23 protein-coding genes are annotated in these 25769 nt (G+C 68.8%); 9 read left to right on the forward strand and 14 right to left on the reverse strand.

Annotated features, from left to right (window positions below):
• Window positions 1–333: 333 nt before the first annotated feature.
• On the forward strand, window positions 334–1413 hold the full coding sequence (locus PV646_RS40880; protein WP_500348093.1) for a hypothetical protein: 1080 nt from the start codon (window positions 334–336) through the stop codon (window positions 1411–1413).
• On the opposite strand, the gene PV646_RS40885 is transcribed toward PV646_RS40880, so the two are convergent.
• Complete coding sequence (locus tag PV646_RS40885) at window positions 1391–2605, reverse strand: IS110 family RNA-guided transposase (RefSeq protein ID WP_500348094.1); 1215 nt, start codon at window positions 2603–2605, stop codon at window positions 1391–1393. The two genes, PV646_RS40880 and PV646_RS40885, sit on opposite strands and share 23 nt — an antisense overlap.
• A gap of 480 nt (window positions 2606–3085) precedes the next feature.
• Here PV646_RS40885 and PV646_RS40890 point away from each other — a divergent pair, with 480 nt between their 5' ends.
• The 7 genes from PV646_RS40890 (at window position 3086) to PV646_RS40920 (ending at window position 13608) form a co-directional block, all read left to right on the forward strand.
• Entirely contained in the window at window positions 3086–3367 is a 282-nt protein-coding gene (locus PV646_RS40890; protein ID WP_500348095.1) for a pilin, read from the forward strand.
• A gap of 568 nt (window positions 3368–3935) precedes the next feature.
• Window positions 3936–5567 carry a TrbL/VirB6 family protein gene (locus PV646_RS40895; RefSeq protein WP_500348097.1) on the forward strand — a complete coding sequence of 544 codons (1632 nt, stop codon included), beginning with the start codon at window positions 3936–3938 and terminating at the stop codon, window positions 5565–5567.
• Window positions 5564–6823, forward strand: coding sequence for a PrgI family protein (locus PV646_RS40900; RefSeq protein WP_500348098.1), 1260 nt, complete (start codon window positions 5564–5566; stop codon window positions 6821–6823). The genes PV646_RS40895 and PV646_RS40900 overlap by 4 nt, the downstream gene beginning before the upstream one ends.
• Window positions 6823–8778, forward strand: coding sequence for a VirB4 family type IV secretion system protein (locus PV646_RS40905; RefSeq protein ID WP_500348099.1), 1956 nt, complete (start codon window positions 6823–6825; stop codon window positions 8776–8778). Before PV646_RS40900 ends, PV646_RS40905 begins: the two co-directional genes overlap by 1 nt.
• A 40-nt stretch (window positions 8779–8818) precedes the next feature.
• Window positions 8819–11482, forward strand: coding sequence for a DUF8128 domain-containing protein (locus PV646_RS40910; RefSeq protein WP_500348100.1), 2664 nt, complete (start codon window positions 8819–8821; stop codon window positions 11480–11482).
• A gap of 70 nt (window positions 11483–11552) precedes the next feature.
• The gene (locus PV646_RS40915) at window positions 11553–12629 is read left to right on the forward strand and encodes a replication-relaxation family protein (protein WP_500348102.1); all 1077 of its coding nucleotides are present in this window, start codon (window positions 11553–11555) and stop codon (window positions 12627–12629) included.
• 7 nt (window positions 12630–12636) lie between these two features.
• Window positions 12637–13608 (forward strand): C40 family peptidase, encoded by a 972-nt coding sequence (locus PV646_RS40920; RefSeq protein ID WP_500348104.1) that lies wholly within the window; start codon window positions 12637–12639, stop codon window positions 13606–13608.
• Between the two features lie 152 nt (window positions 13609–13760).
• Here the strand turns inward: PV646_RS40920 and PV646_RS40925 are convergent, their stop codons facing one another.
• From PV646_RS40925 to PV646_RS40935, 3 genes are all read right to left on the reverse strand, one after another.
• The gene (locus tag PV646_RS40925; RefSeq protein WP_500348106.1) at window positions 13761–14948 is read right to left on the reverse strand and encodes a restriction system modified-DNA reader domain-containing protein; all 1188 of its coding nucleotides are present in this window, start codon (window positions 14946–14948) and stop codon (window positions 13761–13763) included.
• A gap of 299 nt (window positions 14949–15247) precedes the next feature.
• On the reverse strand, window positions 15248–15733 hold the full coding sequence (locus tag PV646_RS40930) for a hypothetical protein (RefSeq protein WP_500348108.1): 486 nt from the start codon (window positions 15731–15733) through the stop codon (window positions 15248–15250).
• A 229-nt stretch (window positions 15734–15962) separates the two neighbouring features.
• On the reverse strand, window positions 15963–16232 hold the full coding sequence (locus PV646_RS40935; protein ID WP_500348110.1) for a hypothetical protein: 270 nt from the start codon (window positions 16230–16232) through the stop codon (window positions 15963–15965).
• Window positions 16233–17471: 1239 nt separating this feature from the next.
• On the opposite strand from PV646_RS40935, the gene PV646_RS40940 reads away from it, so the two are divergent.
• Window positions 17472–18395, forward strand: coding sequence for a hypothetical protein (locus PV646_RS40940; RefSeq protein WP_500348111.1), 924 nt, complete (start codon window positions 17472–17474; stop codon window positions 18393–18395).
• Between the two features lie 162 nt (window positions 18396–18557).
• Here PV646_RS40940 and PV646_RS40945 read toward each other — a convergent pair whose 3' ends face one another.
• The 10 genes from PV646_RS40945 to PV646_RS40990 all read right to left on the reverse strand — a co-directional run bounded on the left by PV646_RS40945 (window position 18558) and on the right by PV646_RS40990 (window position 25743).
• Window positions 18558–19214, reverse strand: a complete 657-nt coding sequence (locus PV646_RS40945) for an HNH endonuclease family protein (protein WP_500348113.1) — start codon at window positions 19212–19214, stop codon at window positions 18558–18560.
• A gap of 381 nt (window positions 19215–19595) precedes the next feature.
• Window positions 19596–19895 carry a hypothetical protein gene (locus PV646_RS40950; protein ID WP_500348114.1) on the reverse strand — a complete coding sequence of 100 codons (300 nt, stop codon included), beginning with the start codon at window positions 19893–19895 and terminating at the stop codon, window positions 19596–19598.
• On the reverse strand, window positions 19892–20491 hold the full coding sequence (locus tag PV646_RS40955; protein ID WP_500348116.1) for a hypothetical protein: 600 nt from the start codon (window positions 20489–20491) through the stop codon (window positions 19892–19894). The genes PV646_RS40950 and PV646_RS40955 overlap by 4 nt, the downstream gene beginning before the upstream one ends.
• Window positions 20492–20506: 15 nt before the next feature.
• Complete coding sequence (locus tag PV646_RS40960; RefSeq protein WP_500348117.1) at window positions 20507–20806, reverse strand: hypothetical protein; 300 nt, start codon at window positions 20804–20806, stop codon at window positions 20507–20509.
• Window positions 20793–21374: a hypothetical protein gene (locus PV646_RS40965; RefSeq protein ID WP_500348118.1), complete on the reverse strand. Its 582-nt coding sequence runs from the start codon at window positions 21372–21374 to the stop codon at window positions 20793–20795. Before PV646_RS40965 ends, PV646_RS40960 begins: the two co-directional genes overlap by 14 nt.
• Window positions 21371–21745 (reverse strand): hypothetical protein, encoded by a 375-nt coding sequence (locus PV646_RS40970; RefSeq protein ID WP_500348119.1) that lies wholly within the window; start codon window positions 21743–21745, stop codon window positions 21371–21373. Before PV646_RS40970 ends, PV646_RS40965 begins: the two co-directional genes overlap by 4 nt.
• A 133-nt stretch (window positions 21746–21878) precedes the next feature.
• Window positions 21879–23624 (reverse strand): hypothetical protein, encoded by a 1746-nt coding sequence (locus PV646_RS40975; protein ID WP_500348121.1) that lies wholly within the window; start codon window positions 23622–23624, stop codon window positions 21879–21881.
• Window positions 23625–23657: 33 nt separating this feature from the next.
• On the reverse strand, window positions 23658–24929 hold the full coding sequence (locus PV646_RS40980; protein WP_500348122.1) for an AAA family ATPase: 1272 nt from the start codon (window positions 24927–24929) through the stop codon (window positions 23658–23660).
• A 54-nt stretch (window positions 24930–24983) separates the two neighbouring features.
• Window positions 24984–25385 carry a hypothetical protein gene (locus tag PV646_RS40985; protein WP_500348123.1) on the reverse strand — a complete coding sequence of 134 codons (402 nt, stop codon included), beginning with the start codon at window positions 25383–25385 and terminating at the stop codon, window positions 24984–24986.
• 94 nt (window positions 25386–25479) lie between these two features.
• Window positions 25480–25743, reverse strand: a complete 264-nt coding sequence (locus PV646_RS40990) for a hypothetical protein (protein ID WP_500348125.1) — start codon at window positions 25741–25743, stop codon at window positions 25480–25482.
• Window positions 25744–25769: the final 26 nt, after the last annotated feature.

A 25769-nucleotide genomic window follows, 5' to 3' on the forward strand; every position in this document is an offset into this window, starting at 1 on the left:
GCAATGAGGCCAACTTGGGCAAGTTTCCCTGCAGGGTTCGAGACGTGGGCCTGTACTGCCTCTTGGCGGCGTTGCCCCGCCACCGGAGCGCCACCACAACGCCACCAAGACCTCGTCTCAGCAGTTCGATAGGCGTCTACCGTGATCATCAAACGATCTTGACTGAGGCTGCCGATGCGCAACCGGCTGATCTTCGTGGCGACTTGAGACGATCACCCAAGATCATCAGTGGCGTTGTTGTGGCCTTTTCGTGGCGGTCTGGTGGCGTTTTGGTGGACTTTATTTGAGTTCCTTGCGTGGTCGTTGTTCTCCGATCACACAAGGAGTCTGGACATGGTCTCGCGTCACGTTTTGAATTGCGTTCCTCTCGGGCGGGATTCCCTGCCTTTGGATGCCGCCCGGACGGCGTTTGAATGGCTGGTCGCCGGGCCGAGCCCGGCCTGTGTCGAGGGCTGGCGTTTCCCAGGTCTGCCCCGGCGGCAGGTGCCCCTGGACGAGCTGCGGGACCTACTGCTGGACCCGAAGCTGCCGATGGCGACTGTGGACCCGGTCTGGGTGCATCTGGTAACCCGCTCCCGCGACGAGGGAGATGCCGCGACGGTGTGCTGCGTCGGGGTCGCGCTGCCCGCGCTGTTCAGCATCGCCGCCGAGTTGTGCGCACCGTTCGCCGACGATCACCACGACATCCACGCCGCGATCCTGACCGGCTTTCTGTCGGAGCTGGCCACGATCGACCTCACCCGGCCGTGGGTGATGTGGCGGTTGCGGTGCGCCGCTCTGCGCGCGGGACATCTGTTCATCCGGGACGCGCTGGAACGCCCGATGCCGTCGGATGAGGACTTCCATTCCAGCGAGCCGACCTCGCCGTGGGGTCATCCGGACTTCGTGCTCGCCCGCGCGGTGGCCGAGGGTGTGATCACCGGCGAGCAGGCCGAGCTGATCGGCGCCACCCGGCTGGAACCGGAGTACACGCTCACCCAGGCCGCCGCCGACTGGGGCGTGAGCTACAAGGCCATCGAACAAGTCCGCCGCCGGGCCGAACACCGGCTGGCCGCGTGGTTGTCCGGGCAGGCCCCACTCGATGACCCCAGCGACCGCCGCGACCACGACGTGGAGATCCGCGCGGTCAACGCGGCGACCATCACCGCCGCCGCCCGTGAAGCCACGCGTCCCTCCGCACCTCCACACGACGAGTCACACACGGTGACCAAGCTCGGCGGAAAGTCATCGAAAAAAGTTCGGGGTCGCGTGTTGAAAAACGCCCCGAAATCCGGAGTCGAGGGCTGCGGGAAACAAGCAGCCGCTCCCGCGCAGACCGCCTCGCCCGCCCGACCGACCGGGACCACCCGGCGGCCGGCGGACCCGACTCCGGAGGATCTCAATGCGTGTGTCAAGCAGCAGCCCGCGGCGTGATCGACGCGATCGGCTCCCACAGTCGGTTGTCGCGCAGCAAAGCCCACAGAACATCGACCAGGCGGCGCGCCAGGGCGACCATCGCGCGGGTATGCCGTTGGTGCTCGGATCTCTTGCGTTCGTAGAACGCCCGGGACGGGCCCTCGGTGCGAGTACTGGAGAACGCCGCCATGTAGAAGATGTGCCGAAGCCGCCGGTGGTAGCGCTTGGGTCGGTGCAGCACGCCGCTGCGGTTTCCCGAGTCGTGCGGGATCGGCGCGAGCCCCGCGTAGGTGGCCAGCTTCGCTGGGGTGGCAAAGGCCCTGAGGTCGCCTGCGGTGATGGCCAGGAACTCGGCGCCGAGCACCGGTCCCATGCCGGGCATGCTCTCGATGATCTGTGCCTGCGGGTGTGCACGGAACCGTGCGGTGATCAGCTTGTCGAGCGCGTTGAGCTGCCGGCGAAGGTTCAGCAGAGCACTCGCCATCTGGCGGATCAGGTCCTCGGACAACGCCTGGCCAGGCAAGGCGATGGTCTGCGCATCGGCTGCGGCGCGGGCCTTGCGCACGACGCTGGCCGCGCGATCCGCGCGCACGTGGTGGGTGGCGAGGTGCGCGGTCAGTTCGGTGTCGCTCGCGCGCTGGATGGCCGCAGGTGTGCAGTACTCGAGGACGAATGTCAGCGCGGTGCTGGTGGTGTAGTCCAGTGCGGCTTCCAGTGCCGGGAACACACCGGTGAGCAGACCGCGCAGGCGGTTGACGCCGCGGACCCAGTCGGCCGTCAGATCTTCTCGTTGCCCGGTCAGCAGGTTCAGCTCGACGATGAGTTCCTCGGGCACGGCCAGCCGGGTCAGGTCCCGGCGCATCCGTGCGGTCTGAGCGATGACGTGTGCGTCCTTGGCGTCGGTCTTGCCCTCGCCAGCGAACGCGTCGCTCATCCGGTTCACCACGCGCGCGGGCACGTAGATCACCGGTTGCTCGGTGGCCAGCAAGAGAGCGAGCAACAGCGCGGCAGCGGCCGAGGTCAGGTCGATCGCCCAGCGCACATCGGATGCCGTGTCGGTGGTGCGGCCGATGAGCTCGGTGATCGCGGTCTGCTCGTTGGGCACCCGATGCGACCACACCACGGTGCCCTCGGCATCGACGGCCACCGCGTGATGGAACCGCTTGCCCACGTCGATGCCCACCCACAGCGGGCCTGGTCGTGCCGTCATCCGTTGCCACCTCCGGTCTCTGCTGAACAACCCCACGGACGACCTGTCGGCAGACCCCTAAGTAGCGACTCGGCGCAGCACATCTCAATCAGCGACCAGGGCGTCCAGAGCGACGAGGCGGCCATCCTCCGGGAGCCACGCCATCGGCAGTGCCGCGATCAGCCACACCCCGTCGCCCTGGGCATCCAGGGCTCTTCCTCCCTGAACATCAACAAACTTAGGGGTGCCGCGATGCGCCTGACCCATTCCCTCATTCACCGCTCACCACGTCACCACGCTGGCGCCCTGCGCCCTCGCAGCCGACCCGTCGCCGAGTCCCTCCGGCGGTCCCACCGAGTCCGACGCACGCGCTCGCACGCCGCGCGGTCGTGCACCGCTACAACCGCAGTACATCGGATGTCTTCGGTGGTAGTGGGAGGGCAGGCCTGTCTGCGACGCACACTCGTGGTGCTTGCCGGTGTGGCGGTTGTGATGCTGGTCGTGCCCGTCTGGACTGCGCACGCGAAGAGCGTCACGGTGCTGGCCGAGGTGGCGTCGGTCGACCAGGTCCTGACCAATATCCGCACCTGGATCATGGGCATTCTCGCCCTGCTCGCAACGGTGTTCCTCACCGTCGGCGGGGTCCGCCGGGTGATGGCCGGCGGTGACCCCGGCGAGCACGAGAAGTCCAAGGACTGCTTCAAGGCCGCCGCGATCGGCTACAGCCTGGCCGCGCTCGCCCCGCTGGTCGTCAGCGTGCTCAAAGGCATCGTGGGGGCGTAGGACAATGCCCGCGACCACGCCTCCGCCGCGCCGCGCATCGGCTCCCGCGCCGCGCCGACTCTCTCGCACATCCAGGCTGCTCGGCGGAAGGCCAGACGAAGACCGTCCCCCTGCTGTCAGGCCAGGTGCCTTCCGGCGGCGCGCGGCGTGGCTGCTGCTGGCCGCGTTGCTGGCGCTCGTGGCCGGCGCGGCGGCCGTGGCAGCGGCGCAGCCTGGCCCGGTCGCGCCGAATCCGTGTCTGTTGCCGGGTCCACGGCCTCTGCATTGCCTGACGGATACACCCTCGCCGTCGGCCACGACGACCGCCCGACCCTGCCTCGGGCCACTGCCGTGCCCGTCGGCCACTACCGGCACGGTATCGCCCACAGCACAGCCGGATCCGTGCCGTACTGCCGCGTCGGGGCGACCGCTCCCCGTCCCGTGCCTGCCCAGTGGCACTACGTCCGTCCCTGCGTCATCGGTAACAACCACGACCTCGTCACCGGTCACGACATCAACGACGACGCCACCGGTGCCGCCGCCGAGCTCTCCCAATGGTTCGTGTGGCATCACCGACATCGGCGCCTGTATGGCCGATGGCATCAAGAGCTTCTTCTGGGCACTGGTCGTGGCCGCGCTCAACTCGCTGTTGCGGTTGGTCGCCCAGACGCTGCTGGCCACGCCGACGCTGGATCAGCTGCCCCGGATCGGTGAGCTGTGGGAGTCCTCGCGCGGCATCGCGGTCTCCAGCTACGCGCTGCTGATCATGGTGGCCGGGATCGTGCTGATGGCCTACGAGACGTTGCAGGCCCGCACCACGATCCGCCAGACCGCGCCCCGCATCGTGGTCGGATTCCTGGCCGCGAACCTGTCACTGATCCTCGCCGCGAAGGCGATCGAACTCGCCAACGCCCTCTCGTACGCGCTCGTCGGCGGAGGCGTCGACCCCAGCGGTGCGGCACAGACGATGTCCGCGTTGCTGACCAACACCGTGATGAACTCGATCAACTCGGCCGGGTTGTTCGGCGTGCTGATCGCGCTCGGACTGGTCGTCCTTCTCGTCTCTCTGATCGGCACCTACATCGTGCGTATCGCGCTGACCGCCGTGCTGGTCGCCGGAGCACCGCTGGCGCTGAGCTGCCACGGCCTCGAGCACACCGAGGGCATCGCCCGCTGGTGGTGGCGCGCCTTCTTCGGAGTACTGGCCATCCAAATCGGACAGTCCCTCACGCTGATCACCGCGCTGCGGGTGTTCTTCTCCGAAGGCGGCTTCACCTTCCTCGGGCCCACCCCGGACGGCGTGGTCAACCTGATCGCCACGGGCGGCCTGCTCTGGATCCTGGTCAAGATCCCCAGCTGGGTCATGGCCCACATCCAGCTCGGCGGTGGCGGGCGTTCGCTGATCGGCTCGCTGGTGCGCGCGTTCGTGGCGTACAAGACCTTCGGCCTCCTGCGCGGCGGGAGCGGTCGTGGCAGCAGGTCACGCCCGGCCGGCGGCGGTGTACCACCTCAGGGAGGAAGCAGCGGTCGTGGTGGCGGACCGGCGAATCCCTACTCCCACACCCGCACTACCGCCAGCGGGCAGTACATATTGCCGCTGCCTGGACTGCGCCGCAGCCGCCCGGTGGCCACGCCCGGACCTGCTCCCGCGTCGAAACCATCTGTCAAGCGCGGACGCCAACTGACTCTGCCACTCGGAAGCAACTGGCCGCAGAACAACCCAGTCCTGGGACGCAACGGCCAGTACCGGTTGCCGCTGAACGTCACGCGGGTCAAGTCGACACCCCCGCCACCGGTCCCGCCCAGCCAGTCAGGAAGTGGCGGTCGCCGTCGTAGCGGGCAGCAGCTGGAACTGCCGTTCGACCCGTACCGGGGTAACCGGCCGGACCGCTCCGGGCAGTACCCGCTGCCGCTGGACGGCGTGCGCCGCACACCGCGTCCGCCGAGCCCGGCACCGGCACCGGCGCCGCCTCCGGCACGGGCACGCGGAACACAGCCGGAGCTGCCGTTCGACCCGTATAAGGGCAACCGGCCGACCCGTTCCGGGCAGTACCCGCTGCCGCTGGACGGTATGCGCCGCGTGCCGCCCGCGACACCCACACCGGCGCCACTACCGCGACCAGCCTCGCCCGCAGGCCGGCAACTCCGGCTCCCGCTGGACCTTCCGAAACCACCGCGGCGCACCTCGCCGCCACCACCCACTCCTGGAGGTACGCCGTGAGCTCGGTGCGCATTCCCGCTGACGTCGATATGGCCGACAAGGTGGTCGGCCCGTTGACCGCCCGCCAGCTCGCAATCCTCGCGGTGACCGGTCTGGTGCTCTACGCCGGGTGGATCGTGACCCGCGCGGTGCTGCCGCTGCCGGTGTTTTTCGCGCTGGCTATCCCGGTCGGGGCGGGCGCGGCGGTCGTCGCGCTCGGCCAGCGCGACGGGATCTCGATGGACCGGCTGCTGGTCGCCGCGATCGGTCACCGCATCCGACCACGTCACCAAGTGGCGGCCCCTGAGGGTGTCCGGCCCGCGCCAGCATGGCTGACCGCCCAAACCACCGCGACAAGCGCGACCCGGACGGAGGGCTCCGGCAAGAACAGTCCTGCCGAGACAGTCAGGAACTCTGCGCCGGTGTCCGGGCAGATCTCGCCGTCGGCGTTGCGGTTGCCCGCCGAGGCCGTGACCGACACCGGCGTCGTGGACTTGGGTACCGACGGTCTGGCCGTTGTCGCGGTGGCCTCGACGGTGAACTTCGCGTTGCGGACACCGTCCGAGCAGGAGTCTCTGGTGGCCAGCTTCGGCCGCTATCTGCACAGCCTGACTGCCCCGGTGCAGGTGCTGGTGCGCGCCGAACGGCTCGATCTGTCCGGCCAGATCGGCGAGTTGCGCGAACGCGCGGGCGGACTGCCACACCCGGCGCTGGAGGCCGCCGCGCTCGAGCACGCCGACTACCTGGTGCAGCTCGGTGAGCAGACCGATCTGCTGCGCCGCCAGGTGCTACTGATCCTGCGCGAGCCGATGGGCGCCGCCGCACCAGCTGACGGGCTCGGCGGCCCCGGCCCGCTCGCGGTGCTGGCCTCGCTGACCCGCGGCACACGCCGCGGGCGCGGCGAGACCACCCAGGCCAGCGCCGCGACGCGGCGAGCGGCGGAATCCCGGCTGGTGCGCCGCTTGAACGAGGCGATCGAGCTGCTCGCGCCCGCCGGGATCGTGGTGACCCCGCTGGATGCCAGGCAGTCCACCGCCGTGCTCGCGTCGGCGTGCAACCCGGACACGTTGTTGCCGCCCTCGGCGGCCCTGGCCGGTGCCGACGAGGTCATCACCACCGCCGGCAGCGCCGACCTGACCGACGGTGACCTCGGCGACGACCACCCGTTCTGGCAGGCCGACCACAGCGCGGCCGACACCGGAGAGCACGAACCAGACGACGAAGACGACGGCTGGGACTACGAGGACGACGACTTCCCAGAGAGGGGACGGGTGTGATGACTACCCGAACACGGTCCCGGTGCGGCCAACGCCGCCACAACCAGCGGGCCGCCAACCAGCGGGCCACCGCGTTCACCCCGGACGCCCTGTCCGTCGGCGCCCGGCACCTGGAAGTCGGCACCGAATGGGTCTCCAGCTTCGCGGTGACCGGGTTCCCGCGTGAGGTTCACCCCGGCTGGCTCACACCGTTGATGACCTATCCCGGCCGGTTGGACGTGGCGCTGCACGTCGAGCCGATCGACCCGGCCACCGCTTCCGCGCGGCTGCGCAAGCAGCTCGCCAAGCTCGAGTCCGGTCGGCGGCACACCGCCGAGCACGGGCGCCTGTACGACCCGCAGGTCGAAGCCGCGACCGAGGACGCCTACGACCTGAGTTCTCGCGTGGCTCGGGGTGAAGGCAAGTTGTTCCGCGTCGGGCTATACCTCACGATCCACGCGCCCACAGAGCGGGCGCTGGCTGATGAGGTGGCCGCGCTGCGCTCGCTCGCGGCGAGCCTGCTGCTCGACGCCAAACACACCACCTACCGAGCCTTGCAGGGCTGGGTGTCGACCCTGCCGATGGGCCTGGACCTGATCGGGATACGCCGCACCTTCGACACCTCCGCGCTCTCCGCGGCGTTCCCGTTCACTAGCCCGGATTTGCCTGCGGCCGATCCGACGTCGGTGGCCGCGCCGTCCGGCGTGCTCTATGGCTATAACGTCGGATCGCAGGGGTTGGTGCACTGGGACCGGTTCGGCGCGGGGATGCACAACCACAACTCGGTCATCCTCGGCCGCTCCGGTGCGGGCAAGTCCTATCTGGTCAAGCTGGAGTTGCTGCGCAGCTTGTATCGCGGGATCGAGGTCGCGGTCGTCGACCCCGAGGACGAGTACGCCCGGCTCGCGCACGCGGTCGGCGGCACGTATGTCCACCTCGGTGCTGCGGGTGTCCGGCTCAACCCGCTCGACCTGCCTATCCACACCCGCCCGGATGGTCACCGCACCGCGCCCAAAGACGCGCTCGTGCGCCGGTCGTTGTTCCTGCACACCGTCATCTCCGTGCTTGTCGGCAGCGAGTTGCAGGCCGCCGAGCGGGCCGCACTGGACCGGGGCATCGCCGCCACCTACCAGTCGGCCGGGATCACCTCAGACGCCCGCACCTGGACCCGGCCCGCGCCCACTTTGCGGTCCTTGCGCGATCAGCTCGCGACCGCGGGCCAGGCCGGCGACCGGGCCGGGGCCGAGCTCGCGGCGAGGCTGCATCCCTATGTGGAGGGCGCGTTCAAGCAGTTGTTCGACGGGCCGACCTCCACCACACCCGAAGGTCACCTGGTGGTGTTCAGCCTGCGAGACCTGCCCGACGAGCTGAAAGCCATTGGCACTCTGCTCACGCTGGACTCGGCGTGGCGGCGGGTGTCGAATCCCGCGATTCGCCGTCCTCGCCTGGTAGTGGTGGACGAGGCGTGGCTGCTGATGAAAGACCCGTCCGGAGCGGACTTCTTGTTCCGCATGGCCAAAGCCGCCCGCAAGCACTGGGCGGGCCTGACCGTCGCGACCCAGGACACCGCCGACGTGCTGGGCAACGATCTCGGCAAGGCCGTGGTCGCGAACGCGGCGACCCAGATCCTGCTGCGGCAGGCGTCCCAGGCCATCGACGAGATCACCCAGACCTTCGATCTGTCAGCCGGGGAACGACAGTTCCTGCTCTCGGCGGAGAGGGGCCAGGGATTGCTGTCGGCGGGAACCCAGCGGGTCGCCTTTCAAAGTGTTGCTTCGCCGAGCGAGAACTACCTGGCTACAACCGCGCCCGCAGAACTCGCCGGGTATGCCGCGGACGCCGACCCCACCGGCGAGTCCGACGACGAGCAGTCCTTCGTCGATCTCGGCTTCGCCGACCAGCAGGCGTACGCGGCCGAGGGCGACGAGCTCGGGTCGTTCGGTGCTGAGGACGACATCGAACTCGACGCCGCCTGACGCCGGTCGTCTCGCCGCTGATCGAGCATTCCCTACTTTCTTGGGAGAACTTGTGATGGTTGCCTGGCTTCCTGCTGCACTCACCCACCCCGAGCTGTCTGCTCCGCTGGTTGCTCACGTACTCGCGCGGACGGGCCTGGCTGACGGGTGGCTTGGTGACTACCTGCGCGACCCCGGCGGTGCGCTGCTATGCCTGCTGGGCCACATGCGGGCGTGGGCGGTCAGGTGGGGACCGGTCGTCGCCTCTACGCTCGCGATAGGCGTCGCGGGCGTCGTGATTGGCCGGCGCCGGTGGGCGCGGCGCTGCCACACCAGGCTGCTCGCCGAAGCCCGTCAGATCACCGTGCTCGCGCCGCCCACAGTGGATCCCGCGGGCGGCGAGGCCTTGTGGTCGAACCTCGTCGGGCTGCTGCGCCCGGCCTGGCGCCGGTGGTTCACCGGGCAACCGCACGTGGCGTGCGAGTACGTGTTCTCCGAAGCCGGTGTCGCCATCCGGCTGTGGGTGCCCGGCGTGATCCCGCCCGGCCTGGTTGAACGCGCCATCGAGGCCGCCTGGCCGGGCGCACACACCCGCGTTGGTCCAGCCCACCTGCCCCTGCCGCCACCCGAGGCCGGGCAGCGGCGGCTGGTCGTCGGCGGTGAGCTGCGCCTGGCCAGGTCCGAGGCGCTGCCGATCCGCACCGACTTCGGCGCTGACCCGCTGCGCGCGCTGATTGGCGCTCCGGTCGGACTTGGCCGCGATGAGTACGCCTGCGTGCAGATCCTGGCCCGCCCGGTCACCGGCCGCCGGGTCGCCCGAGCGCGGCGTTCCGCGCGCCGGGTACACACCGGCCGCTCCACCCGAGTGGCCGGCCGCCTACTCGACCTGATCACCCCCAGCGCGGCAACCGGGCGGGCGCGGAACACGACGAAATCCGGTGCGCCGCATACGGATCCGCAGACCGCGCTGGAGTACGCGGCGCACAACCGCGCCATCGTCGCCAAGCAACGCGGCTCGCAGTACGAGACGGTCATCCGCTACGCCGTTGCCACCCTCCTGCCGGCCGACGCCGCCGAGACCGAGGTCCGCACAGCACGGGACGTCGCCCGCGGCCGAGCACACGCCCTCGCGGCGAGCTTCGCCTCCTACACCGAGTACAACCACTACACCCGCCACCGCCTGCGCCAACCTGGCGTCGTGCTGGCCAGGCGTCGTCTCGGCACAGGCGACCTGCTGTCCGTGGGTGAGCTGGCCGCCGTGGCGCACCTGCCGATCGATGAAGCGATCCCCGGCGTCCAACGCGCCGGAGCCCGCGCGATCGCACCGCCACCCGGCATCGCCACACCAGGACCGCAGGCCAAGCGAATCGGTGTCACCGACACCGGCCACGAACGCCCCGTGGCGCTGCGCGTCCCCGACGCACGGCACCACCTGCACGTCATCGGCGCGACCGGCTCGGGCAAATCCACCTTGCTGGCCAACATGATCCTGGCCGACGCCGAAGCCGGGCGAGGCATCGTGCTCATCGACCCCAAGGGCGACCTCGTCACCGACGTGCTCTCCCGGCTGCCGAAATCGGCCGGCGACCGCGTAGTGATCTTCGACGCCGACTCGAAGTCCCGACCACCGTGCCTCAACCCCCTCGATGGCGGAGAAACCGACCTGACCGTCGACAACCTCGTCTCGGTGTTCCGCCGGGTCTACTCAGCGTTCTGGGGTCCGCGCACCGACGACGTGATGCGCGCCGCTTGCCTCACCTTGCGCAGCCAGGAAGGCGTCGCCACTCTCGCGGACCTACCCAAGTTGCTGGCCGACTCTGCCTTCCGGTCCCGGGTCACGGCCGGGGTCACCGACTCGGTGTTGCGCGGGTTCTGGTCCTGGTACGAGGAGCTCACCGATTCCAGTCGCAGTCAGGTGATCAGCCCGCTGATGAACAAGCTGCGCGCGTTCCTGCTGCGGCCGTTCGTGCGCGACGCCATCGCGGGCGGTCATTCCACAGTGGACATGTCCAGTGTGCTTGACGGCGGGATCTGTCTGGTGCGTATCCCTAAAGGCTCGCTCGGCGAGGAGACCACCCGGCTGGTCGGGTCGCTGGTGGTCGCCCGCACCTGGCAGGCCACCACCGCGCGCGCCCGCACTCCGCAACGCCAGCGCAAGGACGCCTCGCTCGTAATCGACGAGTGTCACAACTTCCTCCACTTGCCCTACCCGATCGAGGACATGCTCGCCGAGGCACGGGGGTTCCGGGTCGCGATGACCCTGGCGCACCAGCACCTCGGGCAGCTTCCCCGTGAGTTGCGGGAAGGCATGTCCACCAACGCACGCAGCAAGATCTTCTTCAACGCGAGCCCGGAGGACGCGCGCGAGCTGTCCCGGCACACCACGCCCCGGCTCTCCGACCACGACCTGGCCCACCTCGGCGTCTACCACGCCGCCGTCCGGCTTGTCCTGAACGGGGAGGAGTCACAGCCATTCACCATGCTCACCCAGCCGCTCCCACGCGCAATCCCCGGCCGCGCACGGGAAATCCGCGGCATTGCCCGACGCGCCTCGCGCAGCCATATCCCAGGTGTCGTCACGCCCGCATCTGGCCCGCAAACCCCATCCCGGTCTCCACGGCGTCCCGCCACCACCTCAGAGCACACACGGCCGGCCAACGGCGATCGCCGAGAACAGCTCGGCGCTCGGGCGCGCAACGCCGACCCGCGCCGCCAGCAACCATGACCCACCCTCCCCCGCGCCCCGCAGCGGACGAAAGCCCTTTTCGCACAACAACCTCCCGGAGGTTCATGCCATGATCACCAATCCCACCAGGCAGCGAACCCTTCGAGGCCACAAGGCAACCCGGCCGACCCCTCGCGCGGCGAACAACGCCGAGCACCAGGCGGTGCTCGCGGGCCGGTTGACACCGAGGGACCGGTGGATCATCCGGATGCTGCACGAACACCGCGTGCTCACCGCCCACCAGATCACCGCACTCGCGTTCCCGTCCTTCAGGTCCGGCCGGATGCGACTGCGGGAGCTGTTCCAGTGGGGCGTGGTCGACCGGTTCCAGCCGTTCATCACCTCCGGCACCGCGCCGATGCACTACATCCTCGCGCCCGCCGGGGCCGCGGTGCTGGCCGCCGAGGACGGCTTGGACGTCAAAGAACTCGGTTACCGCCACGACCGCGCCTTCGGCATCGCCCACTCCCTGCGACTCGCGCACACCGTCGGCGTCGCCGAGTGGTTCACCGCCCTGGTCGACCGCGCCCGCCACACCGATCCGGCCGAGCACACCGCGCTGGGCGCATGGTGGTCGGAAACCCGCTGCGCCCGCCATTTCGGGGACCTGATCAAACCCGACGCCTACGGCCGCTGGACCACTGGCGGCAGGGACGTCGAGTTCTTCCTCGAGTACGACTTCGGCACCGAGGTCCTGGCCAAGCTCGCCGGGAAACTCACCGGCTACGCCGTCCTCGCCGCGGCCACCGGCATCACGACCCCGTTGCTGGTGTGGCTGCCGACCTCGCGGCGCGAGGCCACCGCTCGCCGGCTGTTGCAGCGCGCCTGGCGCGAGCTCGACGACCCGCGCTCGGTTCCGGTCGCCACCGCTGCGGCCGAACTGCTCGACCCTGAGGCCGCGCACCCCAGTCCCGCCGACGAGGTCTGGATGCCCCTGGGCACCACAGGCACCGCCGGGGGCGGCGTGAGCGCGCGGCGGGAGCTGCATCGGCTGCTCGACGCCTGGCCGCACGTCTCACCTCCCAGCGCCGACGAGGGCAGTGAGCCGACGCCGGGGGCAGACGTGTCGCTGCCGCTGACGGCCCCCGCGCCCGCGCCAATGCCGCCCAAACCCATCTCACGCGTACCGAGCACCGGCAGGCGGTGAACACCCCATGATCGTGAAGATCGGTGCCGCTGTGATCGCGGCGATCCTGGTGATCTCGATGCTGATCGCCGGTGGGGTGTCAGGTGCACTCTCGGCGATTCTCGGCGGCAGTGGCCGGCCCAGCGCGACCGCGCTGTCAGACATCCCCGCCGACTACCTCGTCCTGTACCGGGCGGCAGCCGGGGTGTGTCCAGGACTGGACTGGTCGATCCTCGCCGCTATCGGCAAGGTCGAGACCGACCACGGCCGCTCCACCCTGCCCGGCGTGCACAGCGGCGAGAACTTCGCGGGCGCGGGCGGACCGATGCAGTTCCTCGCCCCCACCTTCGCCTCGGTGACTTCCCGGCACATCATCCCGCCCGGCGGCCAGGCCCCACCGTCGCGCTACAACCCACACGACGCCATCCACGCCGCCGCCCACTACCTGTGCGACTCCGGTGCCCGCGATGGCAAAGACCTCTACCGGGCGATCTTCAGCTACAACAACGCCGACTGGTACGTCCGCAAAGTCCTCGACCAAGCCGCCATCTACACCCAGGCCGCATCCGAGACCGCTGCCGCGTGCACCGCCTTGCAAACGGCCAGTGATCTCGCGGTCGCGCCCGCCGCGCTCGTAGCCGTGAGGTTCGCCTGCGGAGAGCTCGGCGAGCCGTACGTGTGGGGCGGCGACGGAGACGCCGAGGGCGGCTGGGACTGCTCAGGCTTGACCAAGGCGGCCTACGCCGCAGCGGGAATCAAGCTCGAGCGAGTCGCCCAAGACCAGTACAACATGGGACCACTCGTGCCAGCCGGATCAGCGCTGCAGGCGGGAGATCTCGTGTACTACGGGCCCGGCACCGCGAGCATCACGCATGTGGGCATCGCCATCTCGCCCACCCACATGGTCAACGCACCCGAACCCGGCACCGTCGTACGTATCGACAAGATCGGACACCTTCTCGCCGCCACGCGTCCCGCATCCCGGCGGTCACGAAGCTGACGGGCGCTCGCCGCCGCTGTTCCGTCTTGCCGCACTGCAGCGCCCTGTCGGCGCAAGATCGACATTTCACGGCGAGCCAGCTTCGCGCGCAGTCGATAAGCCGTAGTGGCTACGTTTGGGCGCGGTTTCCGGCATTGGGGTCGTCCGGACATTCATGTCGTCGAGGGCGCTGGCGGCTGCGCTTGGCCGGGCTGCTCTGGTGCCAGGTCTTCAGGTCGCCGCTGCGTGGCTGGCGGGGTGGTGCGGTTGCGGTGTTGATCCCAGAGTTCGGCCAGGGTGTGGTTGTCGCTGACACGTCGCCACGTTCGCCAGCCGTCGTTGATACGCCCATGGCAGCAGGCGCGAATGGCCGCAGCGGGCGTGAGAAAGCGGCGTCCAGCATCGACTTGGAGCTGACCATCAGCGAGCACGTACGCGGTGTGGACGACACCCTTGCGTGGCTGGACGTAGCGGAGTTCGTCGCCGGCGCACAAGGTGCCGTCGGCGACCATGTCGGACAATTGCCGGTCGTGCGATGGTCGCTGGGCGGGAGAGCGCAGGGACCGGCTCATTCTGATCTGGGACAGGGGCACGCCGTCGCGGGCGCGACACCAGTAGTGCCAGCCGTTTTGGTGTGGATAGCCGAGCGAGGTCAGCGCGCCGGACGGACGGCCGAACCAGCGGCCGTCAGGCAACTGGATACCGCCGTCGACAACGTGCGCCTCGTAGCGGACTCCCTCACCCGGACGCGCGCACACCAGTTTCTCGCCGTCGTGAAGCCTGCCCGCCGACACCAGGTCGCGCAGCACCCCGAACCGGCCACTAACGCTTGTCGGTGAAGCTGACTTGACCACGGGGCCTGCGTCGCATGCCATGAGCCGGATGACGGTGGCGGCAATCCGATGCGGCCAATCAGCATTCATCCCGGTCCATGTTCCAGCCTGCTCCCACCGGCCTCCCCGCGCGACCAGTACGTGGACATCGACGAACGACGAGATGTCGTCGGCAGACGCGGTGGCTGCGGTTCGCAGCCGCACCACCACGTCACCGTCGTGGGCGCGCGCATCGGGTTGCGCGGTCAGCGTTTGAGCGGCGAACAGCGCGAGCTGCCCGCCGTCGATCGCTGTGTCTGCGGCGATCACCTGAAGGCCCCACAGGCCGCAAGCCGGTGGTGGCGCGACGGTGCAGCCGTCGGCGACGATCACCACGGCGTCGGCGGGCAGTGCCTCGCGTTTGCGCACGGCGGCCGTGTCGATGGCGGATGTTGAGTTCGCAATGGTGTGGCAGGTGGTGGACACGGCTGCGCCGGAGGCGCCCGTATCGAACGGATCTGGCGCGACCGCGTTGGTGGCGATGGACATTGTGCTTCCCGCTCTTCGGGTTGTGGCCGGGTGTTGTATGGGAGACAGGCAAGGTCGAGGGCCCCGCCCCGCCGGTACAGCTGCGATGTTCGCGGGGACTGGCCGTGGGCATGGCTGGTTGCGGGTTGGGCGGAGCTCAGTCCGCGCAGGGGAATCGCAGAAAGTTGACTCCGTCACGGTCTCGTGCGCGCCTAGGGTGGCGTCGCCACCAAGGCGTCGCACTCGCCCGCGATGACCAGGTGGCGCCTGTAGTGCGTGCCCCATGACTGGCGGCTGGAGTGTGCGCGACCGCTGGTGGATCAGGAATTGCCCTTCACAGCTGGTGGTTCGACCCTCAGCAAGGTGGCGGCTGTATCGGAGAGTTCACGGCCCACCACGTCCGGGTCGCAGCCCACCTTCGCAAGACGGGCCCTGATAGCGGTCTTGGAGCGTCCCATGCGCACGGCGAGACCGTTGATCCGCTCCACGGCACCACCTTCGCCGCCGGGTTGCAGCCATGCTTCCCGCAATTCGTCGTCGAGGGATTGTTCCCATGGGCTGTTGGCGTTCGCATGTCGGCTGGGTTGGCGTCCCAGGCGGGTGTGCGCGCTGAGGACACGCACGATGAGCTTGCCGATCGCGGCACCACCCTCGACGGGCAGACGAAGACGGCCGTCGGCGACGACTTCGCCCGACTCCGTCTTTCCGAACAGATCGAACACCAGAGACTCTTCTGAGTCGACGGTTACCGACAGTCGGTAGCTGACATCGCCGAGCTCCGTCTCGTTGTAGTAGTTGGATGTCATGTCTCGCCTCCTGCTGTAGTTCTCGGGAAGGGCGAGCCAGGTGTGACTCGCCAAGGGAATGGTTGATCACGGCAACGGGCCTCGTGGGGGGTTGTGCCGGGTTGTCAACGCGTAGATGTCATGTAGGCGATCGACTGGGGTTTCGCGTACACCGCGTGCTGGTTCGATCCGGTGGGGACGCAACCCGTTCCGACGGGTGACTTTTGGATCGAGCCCGGGCCAGGAGCCGTCACCTGGTCTGCATCATCGCCCCGACGAGGGTGGCCGAGCTGTCGCCGCACTGCACATGAACGTCCTGCAGGAAACGGGCATCACTGGGTTGGTCGAGGTCGACCTCGTTGTAGTGGCTGGCGAGCTGGAACACCTGCGCAACGATGTGCGCGGCGATTCCCGAGATAGCGTCGCTGAAGTCGGTTTCGCAGGTGAGGGTGACCCGCAGCACCGGCACGTGGCCTGTGTCGTCGGCGGTGACCCTGAACTCGGCGTCGGCGGGCAGCATTCCCGTCGCTCTGCACGTTGTGCAGGTTCTTGGTCAACCGGGCCGCGATCTCCTCAAGGGGCAGGTCGGCGGTGTCGGTGTGGTGGTCGCCCGTCAGCCGCCCACGATCCGCGGTAGTGGTGTCGGTGTTCATAGCGGTTCCTTCGCTTGTCGGGCGCAGCGACATTCCCTTTGCCTGTAAAGGGAATTGTCGTGTTGTTCGATGCGCTGTCGTGTACATGTCCATCCACGCTCGCTGCGTCGGCACATGTCAAGCGGCGTGGTGTAAAGGACCGGATTGGGTTACCTGAACAACATCGACCGGGACGTGTTCACGGGTGTGACTACATGCGACGGTGGACGCAGGGAGTTGTTGCGAGTCTGCGACTTGCGCGACGATGCCAGCGACGGCTTGACCTCAGGTGTAGGTCCCGCTCGGTATGTGGCACAGAACTATCCACATTGGATCTGTTGCGTCGCGTCGTGGAGCGATTCGACTTGACGTCGTTGCCTGACGGAAGCATCAATGGTGGCAAGCCGGGCTCGGTCACCTGAGTTCCGCAGGCCCCTGTTGAGGAGAGAGCGCACAAGGGAAGCAGGTCGGGACGCAGTCAATCTCAAGCTGCGGAAACACAGTCGTTCCGGCCCAGCAGGTGCCTGGAGATACAAACGCCGGCCGATCGGCTTTTCGCTTGGAGAAGAGGGAGTGCAGTGCCTGGCATGAGCGCCTGTCGCCGCAACCGTGGCGCGCACAAGGTGGACGGTGATCATTTTGATGATGGTTTCTACCGGGCTTACGGGTTCAAGCGTGGATACGGCCGTGCCCACAACGGCAAGGGCGATGGGCGTGTCCGGCGTCGGCTTGTCCGCCGCAGGCAGAATGTCATCTGGCGTCGTGGCAACAGCTGTTGATTGCGGCGCCAATTCTGCGGAGAACCGTCCCTGCACTTTTGTTGCGCGGCCTGGTGGTTCGCCTAATTCCTCGTTCATCTCTCGTCGGCGGCGCGCACCGGGCCATCAGCAAGCGGCTAGACCCTGCCGGTGACAGTTGCGGCCCTCCACTGGACGGGAATGCCCGGTTGCCGCGCGACCGTCTACACGAGACGGACGTCTTGTTGGCTGGACCGCTTGACTTCTTGGGGCGAAGGAAGCGTCCATAGTCGTGTAGCCCGAACACACCGGCAGCGCACCGGGGGCCACGCCACGCTCCGGCCGGGGCATGACCACCACCCGATCCAGGTACGCGAATCGAGGGACGTCATGTCCAGCAAGACCCGCACCCGCAAAATCAGCTCTACCACCGGACCTACCGGATCTGCCCGGACGCTGCAATCGGTTCCCGATCAGGCTGCCGCCGCCGCGACGGATCGCACGGACGCCGAGGACAAGCTGTGGGAAGCGTTGCACACGATCCCGAACAGCACCGCCGCCGACCTGTCCCTGGCGGCGAAGATCGGGAAATCGACCGCCCAGAAGATCCTCGCCAAATGGGCCGACGACGGCAGCGTCGCCCGCGTCACTGGGATCGCCAAGGGTGGTCGGCGCGCAGCCGACCTGTGGGCAATCATCGCTGCGGACACGCCTCAGAGCGACCCGGCTCCAGAGGACCCTGCGGCGGCAGATGACGACGTGACAGGCATGGCGGAGGCCGAATCCGACGCGCTCGCCCTGCCGGTTCCCGGTGAGGACACCACGGTTGACGAGGACAACTCCAACCTTTTGGTCAACGCGCAGCCGATCGACGCCGACCCTGTTGACGCTGAGTCGGTCGATGTGGTGTCGGCGATCGCCCAGATTGAAGGCACGCCGGAGACGGACGACGATGTGACCAGTGCCGTAGAGACCGGACCGGTCATCACCGACACCGCAACCGCTGACGACGCGGCGCCCGATCACGACCACGCGGCGATCAGGAGCGATGCGGTGACGGCGGGAGAGAAGAAAGCAAAGCTGCCGTCCGGCGCGCTGAGGGGGATGGTCGAGGATTTCCTGACTGACCACGCTGGTGAGGAGTTCGGGCCGAGCGCGATCGCGAAGGCGTTGGGTGGGAAGTCGTCGGGTGCGGTGAGCAACGCGCTGGACAAGCTGGTCGATGACGGCACGGCCGTGAAGTCCAGCGAGAAACCAAGGCGTTTCGCCCTCGCCTCGGCGCAGCAGGCGGCTGTCGCCGCGCCAACGAATTAGCCGCGTGTCGGTGTCCGACCGGCTCGTGTCCCGGCGATGGGTCGCTTGCGATCCCGCCGGGACACGCCCCGTTCTCGCCGTCGGATGTCGACGGGGTGCTTCCTGTCGCCGAAGGCCTGCTCACGCCGAGCCGAGCTTCGCCGCGACAGGTGGGTGGCGGGCTCAGGTGATGTCGACCGCGATCGGCACGTTGGGGCAGTTCGCGGCCTGTTGCGCGAGTACGGCTTCTTCCTTGTTGTCCACGGTCAGGCCCCAGCGGACCTTCACGCTCACCCAGTCTGTGATGTAGCCGCACTGTGCTGCGACGTACGGTGGCAGCCAGGTGCTCGGGTCTTGGTCGGCTTTAGACCGGTTCGAGCGCGCGGTCACCGCCCGCAATGCTCGAGGCTCGTCGAGGTCGTTGGCGTAGTCCTCGCGTCGTTTCGCCGTCCACGCATAGGCACCGCTGTCCCATGCTTCGGCCAGTGGCACCATGTGGTCGATATCGACGCTGCGGGCATCGGAGACGTACTCGTCGTCGTAGGACGAGTACCAGAGTCCGCCGGTAAGGGCGCATTTCGGGCCGACCTCGGGTGCGACCGCGGCCTCGGCGATCAGCACCTCGGCTCGAGTGCTGCATCCGTCGTGGTCCGCGTCGGTCCACAGCTTGTACTTGTCGCGCTGGTAGCCGTCACGGATCTCGTCGGCGACGGGCAGCGCGGCGACCGCGTCGCGAAGCGGCACGGCCGTGGCTGAGGGCGACGCGGCAGCCATCGTCGGGGCGGAGGTGACCGCAACTCCTAGGGTCGCTGCGACGATGACAGCGGCAAGTCCCGGCATTCTCAGAGGCTCCTGCGCGAAGGGGAAAGGGAGACTCGCCGGCCGCGAGCCCCTCGAGGGGTTTGATCGCCGGCCAAGTGCACTCACACAAGGCGCCAAGACCGCGCAGGCACGACGGCGCTACGGACACTTTCCGCTGTCTGGGTGGAACTTTCAGCCGGGTGAGCGACGTGGTCCACAGCACGTGAACGAGCGCGTTTCCCGGGGTGGGGATCACACCCAGGTCAGCCGATGACCACTGCCATTGATGAACCATCCTGCGCGGGACGTGACCTTCGGGTACGGGTGCGGCGCTCAGGACGGACTTGACGGCCCATTGTTTGCTAGAGAAGGCCGACCGGCGACTCCTGGTCGTCGGTCGGGTTGAAGGTGCGTACGGAGCTAGTTCGGAACGATCCATTGCCGGGAGGCGGGGTCCCAGGTCGCTTCGAGGTGCAGCCGGAGCAGGTCAGGCAGTCCGGGAGCGATCATGAAGCCGAGCCGTTCGCAGTCGGCGTCGCCCGGCCATCGGCCGGTCCACGCGTCGATCACGCAGTTGTGGTCGTGCGGGCAACTGAGCTGCTGCAGGCCGGTGATCAGACAGCGGGCGACGTCGCACCCGTCGAGGTGCTCCTCGTCGACCCGCGCCTCGCAGTCGGGACACTGTTCCTGATGTGGAGAAATGCTGCCGGGTGCCGTCACCGTGTGCTCCCCGCTTCCGGCATGGCGGCGGGCTGGCCAGGCTGGCATGAGCCGTCGCACATTTCCGTGCCTGCGGTCGCGAGGAACGGGCAGTCGTACCGGTGTGCTTTGGTGAGCAGCACACTGCCGCCGGATAGCGGCACGATGCGAAACGGGCCGCCGTGTTCCTTGGCCCACCGCACCTCGTCGGGCGTGATCACGCGTTCTCCGGTGTCTCCGCAGGCGAGGGCCAGCAGCGTGCCCATTATGTCGAGGGACTGCTGTGGAACGCTGGTAGTGCTGGGCATGATCGCGGTGACACGCTGGATCAGGTCGTCCGCGATCTCGTTCAGTTCGGCCTTGGCGTTGACACCGTAGGGCTCGTCGGTGTGCTCGAACCAGTGGTCGCTGTGGCTGTGGGCGAGCGCGGTCCAGGTCAGGTCGGCGCTGAGGATTTCCGCTACCGCCCAGGAGTCATCGGGTATGAGACTTCGCTTCATCCGTACCTGCACGGTGTGTGGGCCGAGATGCACGATCCGGGTGTAGGTGTAGGAGGAGCCCCTGTTCACGCCGAAGTCCTCGTCGACCGTTGTCGCCGTAAATGCTGTAGTCATCACGTTACCTTTTCTGTCCTATGTGGATTTTGCTGAAGATGGTGGAAGGGTGAGCAAGTAGACGGCGTCGCCGTCGTGGCTGAGTTCGACGGGTTGTCCGTCGATTGCGATGTGCTCACCGTTCGCGTCGACCACGCGCCACCCGGACTGGCGTACTCGGTCGGCGCAGTAGTAGCTGCCGATCAGGATGCCGTCGCGGGTGACGGTGCCGTAGAGAACTTGCTGTGCGTCGGCGGGATCGGCGACGACGGACGTGACCACGCAGCCGTTGTCCTGGAACGTGCGGATGACGATCTCGGTGGCCTCATGTGGTGACACGGTGTTCCCCTCCTCCAGGGTGTGGGGCGTGCGCGGATTCTGGCGACACGAGTGAGTCGTCGATCGCCGATGGCGCGAAGGTGCAGCCCGGTGCGTGCAGACAGTCGTCGCGGGCCTCGACGATGGGCGAGAGAGGCTCGCCGCTGCGGTCGAGGTAGTCGCCGAGGTCGGCGAGGCCGGCGACGTTGACGACGGGGATCTCGGCCCCGCAGTCGGGACAGAGGTCGAGTAGCAGCCACGCTGTACCTGGGGGCGTGTTGTCAGGGATGAACCGCCACAAGCGCCCGGTGAGGTGTTCGGTGACTGTGATGAGGTCACCGGGGACCGTGCCTTCTCGCGTGCGGTGCTCCCGTTGGGGGTCGTCGGTGACGATGACGCTGTCCACATGTACCTGCAGTGCGGCTGCGATGGTCCGGGCGACGCAGGCACGGCGTGCCCACCTGTTCCACTGCTCGGCGGAGTTGTTGCGGCACAGGAACCCGTCGCGGTCGGCTTCGCGATGAGCACGCGCGACTCGCACCGCTCGTCCGGCGAGCCCGACGATTCCGTCTGGCGTCCTGGCGCTCATGAGGTACTCCTGCGGGCCGTGTCGGCTGGATCCCGAAGGTCGGACTCGACGACATCGGCCGAATGAGCCCGGCCGGTCGTGATTTGGGCTCGGCCGTCGGTGAAGGTGAACACCCAGTCGGTGTGGCGGCTGTCCGGTTGTAGCCATGGCCAGCCGTCGCGCGGGTGGTAGCTGTAGCAGAGGTCCTCCTCCGCCCACACGTCAAGCAGTTCGGTGATGGCGGCGGTGTAGGTGAGCGCGTCCGTGGCGTCGAGTGCCCTCTGTCCACATGCGATGGTGCGGATGGTGTCGGGATCGGCGGCGCCTTGCAGCGAGCCCAGCCAGACGGTGCGCTGGCCTGCTGCGTCGAAGAAGTCAGCCTTCGTGCTCATGGTCTCCCTCGGTCCTCAGGTGGTGGGTCGGTGGCGTTGGTGGCAGTCGTGGTGGTCGGTCGTCGGACATCGCCTCCTGTTTGGTGGCGGTGGGTGTGGGGTGGTGTTCCTGGCCCCGAACCGGTTGCGGGTGTTAGCGGGCGGTTCGCAGGGCGGCCGTGGCCGCGCGTCCGATGGCCTGTGCGGTGGCGGTGGGTGTACTCAGGCGGTGCACGGTGACGCCGTCAAAGGGGTTGTCCTTGTCGTTGCTCGTCAGCCACAGCACGGCGCAACCGGACGCGAGCAACCGGTCGACTTGTGTGCGTCCGGCGTCGCGTTCGTCAGTGCCGTAGTGGCCGTCGGACACGATCACCAGCAGGCGTGCCGCGCCGGGGCGGGACAGTCCGAGTGCGCCGTCGAGTGCGGCGGTGGCAGCGGCGACGTCGTGGGAGTTGTCGTTGGCCGCGAATTCGGTCACGAGGTTCGGGACGGTGCCGGGGTGGGTGATGGGGCGGACGTGCGCGCCGTAGATGACGGTGGCGGTGGTGGCGGGCACGGTGGCGTGATGTCCGGCGTGGGCGAGCATCCACGCGGTCGAGGCGACCGGGTGGCGAAGCTTGCTCATCGAGCCGGACACGTCGCAGGCGATACCCAGTCGCAGCGGCGGGACAGGTGTCAGCAGCCGGGTGGTGCGGGTGAACGGTTCGGCGGTCACGGTCGCCCCGGCGGCGCGCTGGGCGTCGGCGGCGAGTGCGCCGCGCATCCGCAGCCGTCCAGGCGGGGTCGGGGAGGTGGACTTGACTGTCGCCCGTTCCCGGACCCCGGCGGTGGACAGGGCACGGCCGAGCATGCGGGCGGCGGTGCGTTCGTCGGCGGTGGGTCGGCGGGTGCCCGCCGTGGCGGTCGTACCGAGGCCCTGGGGGTTGCGGTAGGCGCCGGAGAACACCGTGCGCGCGGTCGCCTCGCTGGCTTCGAAGGCGGCGTCCTCGGCGGTGAGCTGTGCCGCCGCGATGTCGGCGGGGTCCTGTGGCGGTTCCTCGGCCGCGACCGCGAGCGCGACGTTGGCCAGTGATTGCGCGAGGGCTTGCGTCAGCGGTGAGAACACTCCCGCCTCGTCCGGGTCGCCTGACGCCCCAGGGTCGGGGTCCGGGTTGTCGGGGTCGGTGCCGACGGCCTCACACCACCGCCGCCCGAGGTCGATCATCGTCTCGGCGTCGTCGTCGGCCGTGTCCAGGGCTTCGCGCCACAGCGCGCGCAGCTCGCCCAGCAGGTCCGCGCCCAGGATGGTCTCGATCACGGTGGCGATCGGTGCGGTTTCGGCGGTGGTGAGGATGCCGCCGTCCACCCGTGCCAGTACCAGCGCGGCGGTGCGGGCGGCGTCGGCTGTGGTCATCTGTGGCGCACGGGCGGGGTCGGTGGCGTCGGTGTCGGCGAGGATCAGGTTGGTGGCCGAGGCGCGCAACCAGTGCCGGTCGTCGGGGCGGCGGCGTACTTGCGCGGCTTCCATCCGCGGCTCTTCCAGCAGCATGGCGGCCTCGAGCACGGCGGGCGGGGTGCCGTCCGGGGGTTCCCACACGCTGTGTTTGGCGTGTCCGCACTCGTGGGTGAGCAGTCCCCACGTGGTGGCGTAGCGGGCACGGTCGGACAGGTCGGCGGGGTCCACGGTGGCGGGGTCCACCCCGAGGTGCTCGCCGTCGACCTCGATCAGCGCGCGGGCAGGGTAGAAACACGCCGGGGCACCCCCGCCCGCACCGGGCGCGATAGTCACCAGCAGGTCCTCGCGGTCGGCGATCATGTCGACCTCGTCGGCGAGTGCGGCGGACAGCGCCAGCCAGTCGGGGTGGTCGGGGAGTCCGGCGGTACCGGTCGCGTCCGGGTCGGCTACGAGGTGCGTGGTCATGGCGAGGTCCTTTCGCGACACTGACAGGGCGTGTTAGATGCGGGCGCCGAGGGCCAGGGGCGTCACGGTGGTGCCGAACGCGTTCTTGACGGCGGCGGCGACGGCTTTGCGGTCTTCTTCCGGGGCGACACCAACCAGGTTTCCGGCAGCGGCGTTCACGCCAAGCACGCCCGCGATCTTCTGGAACGCGATCAGTTCCCGCAGTTGCGGTGCCCAGCCGATCTCGCCCTTGGCCTGCCGGGTGGCGAGGTTGCGGGCGGCCTTGACCGCCCGCTTGTCGATCTGGAGCTGTGCGGCGAGGTCGTAGTCAGTGGACACGTGGACATGTACGGAAAACCGCGACGACAGAGCGTCGGTAAGGATCGCGCCGTGCACACCCGGGTTGTGTCCGGCGACCACGTAGAACCCTGGTACTGCATCGACGACCTCGCCGCCGTTGGCCTTGATGATGATCTGACGGCGCCCGTCCATCGCGGGGTAGACCACAGCGAGCACGGTCGGCGGGATCAGCGTGGCGTCGTCAATGAACAGCGGCACGCCTTCGCGCATCGCGCGCACGAGTGGGCCGTGTACGAACACGTAGCGGCCGTCGTCGGTCTGCGTGTACTCGCCGACGAAATCGGCGACGGTGGTGTCCCCATCGCCCTGCACGGTCAGCAGGTCCGGGAAGGCGGCCTCGATGACCGACGTCTTGCCCGTGCCGGGCGGCCCGTACATGAGCGCGGAAACTCCGGCGTCGCGTAACCGCTGCAGCGCGGTCACATCCGGCATCCCGGACAACATCCGGGGGTGGTACTCCATGCCGTTCGCCCGTTTCACCGGACCGGTCACCCCACCCACCACTGAGGTCGTGGCCTTGCCCGCACCAGGCGACGCGGGGCTGGCGACGGGCGCGGTCTTTGGGGGCGGGGTGGTCGCGGGCGCGGCGGCGGTCGCCACACCGGTGGTCGGTGTCTTCGGGACCGTCGGGCGTGGGGTGCGCGGCGGGGCGGGGGTGATCGTGGACGCGGCGGCGGTAGCCGTGCTCGTGGTTGCCCGGTAGGTCAGCGGCGCGGCCGAGGCGCGTTGAGCTTCTCCCTTGTCCGCCAGTGCTTTGCACGCGTTGCCCACCGCGCCCGATGACCGGTCCAGGGTGTGCGCGATCGCGCGCGGGGTGAAGTCGGTGCCGGGTGCGTCGGCGAGAACTTTGGCGACCATCGCGCGGAGTTCACCGTTGCGCAACCGCGACACGGGTCCGGTCGCCGGGCTGGTGGCGGCCGTGCCGGACGATGCCGGGGCGGCCGTTGACGTGGCGGGCGTGGTCATCGCGGGCGTTCCTTTCGACCTAGTGCGGGCGGGATGATGCGGACCGTCAGGCCGTCAGTCGCGGTGTGAGCAGTCGGTCCGGTGTGCGCAGTCGGTCCGGCGTGCGGGGTCGCCGTGGTGTTCGGCGGGTAGGTCGTCGAAGCGGGTGTCGTTGTCTGGGTCGAGGTAGTCACCGACATCGGCCAACCGGGCGACGCGTGCCATCGGCACGATGCCGCCGCATCCGGGGCATTCGTCGATCAGCAGCCACCGTTGGTCGGGTGCGGTGAAGTCCGGCACGAACCGAAAGACCTGGGAGGTGGCCGGGTCGGTGATCGTGATCAGGTCACCGTGGTGTGGCCGGGAGATGCCGTAGCGTCGGTCGGGGTCGTCGATCACCGCCACGGTGTCGCGCGGGACCTCGAGCCGCTCGGCGATCTTGCGGGCCGAGACGTCGCGGCGTGTCCAGTCCGGCAAGTCCTGGGGCGGTAGTTCGCGCCGACGGCCGCGATGCTGCGGCGGTGTCGGGCCTCGGTGATCGCGCGGGCGACCAGACCACGGGGTGCGGTCGTCATCGTGACCACCCCAGGGCGTTGACGGCGAGGTCGGGCAGGTAGCCGACCTGGGCGCGTTCGCCGAGCCACACGACCGGCGGATCGGCATGTTCGGTGCCGTCGCCTTCGGCGTCGTCGGGGGTGCACACGACCGGGCCGATGGTGTACTCGAACGGGTTGCCGGGTTGCGCGGCCCATCGGATCGGGGTGGCGGGGTCGTACTGCGCGAGCGCGGCTTGCAGGTCGCCGACGGTGTCGATCTGGTTCGGCCAGACAGCCATGACGGTGCCCTTCCGGTTGAGCTGTA

Source organism: Streptomyces sp. ID05-26A, assembly GCF_033794685.1.
Classification (GTDB): Bacteria; Actinomycetota; Actinomycetes; order Mycobacteriales; family Pseudonocardiaceae; genus Lentzea.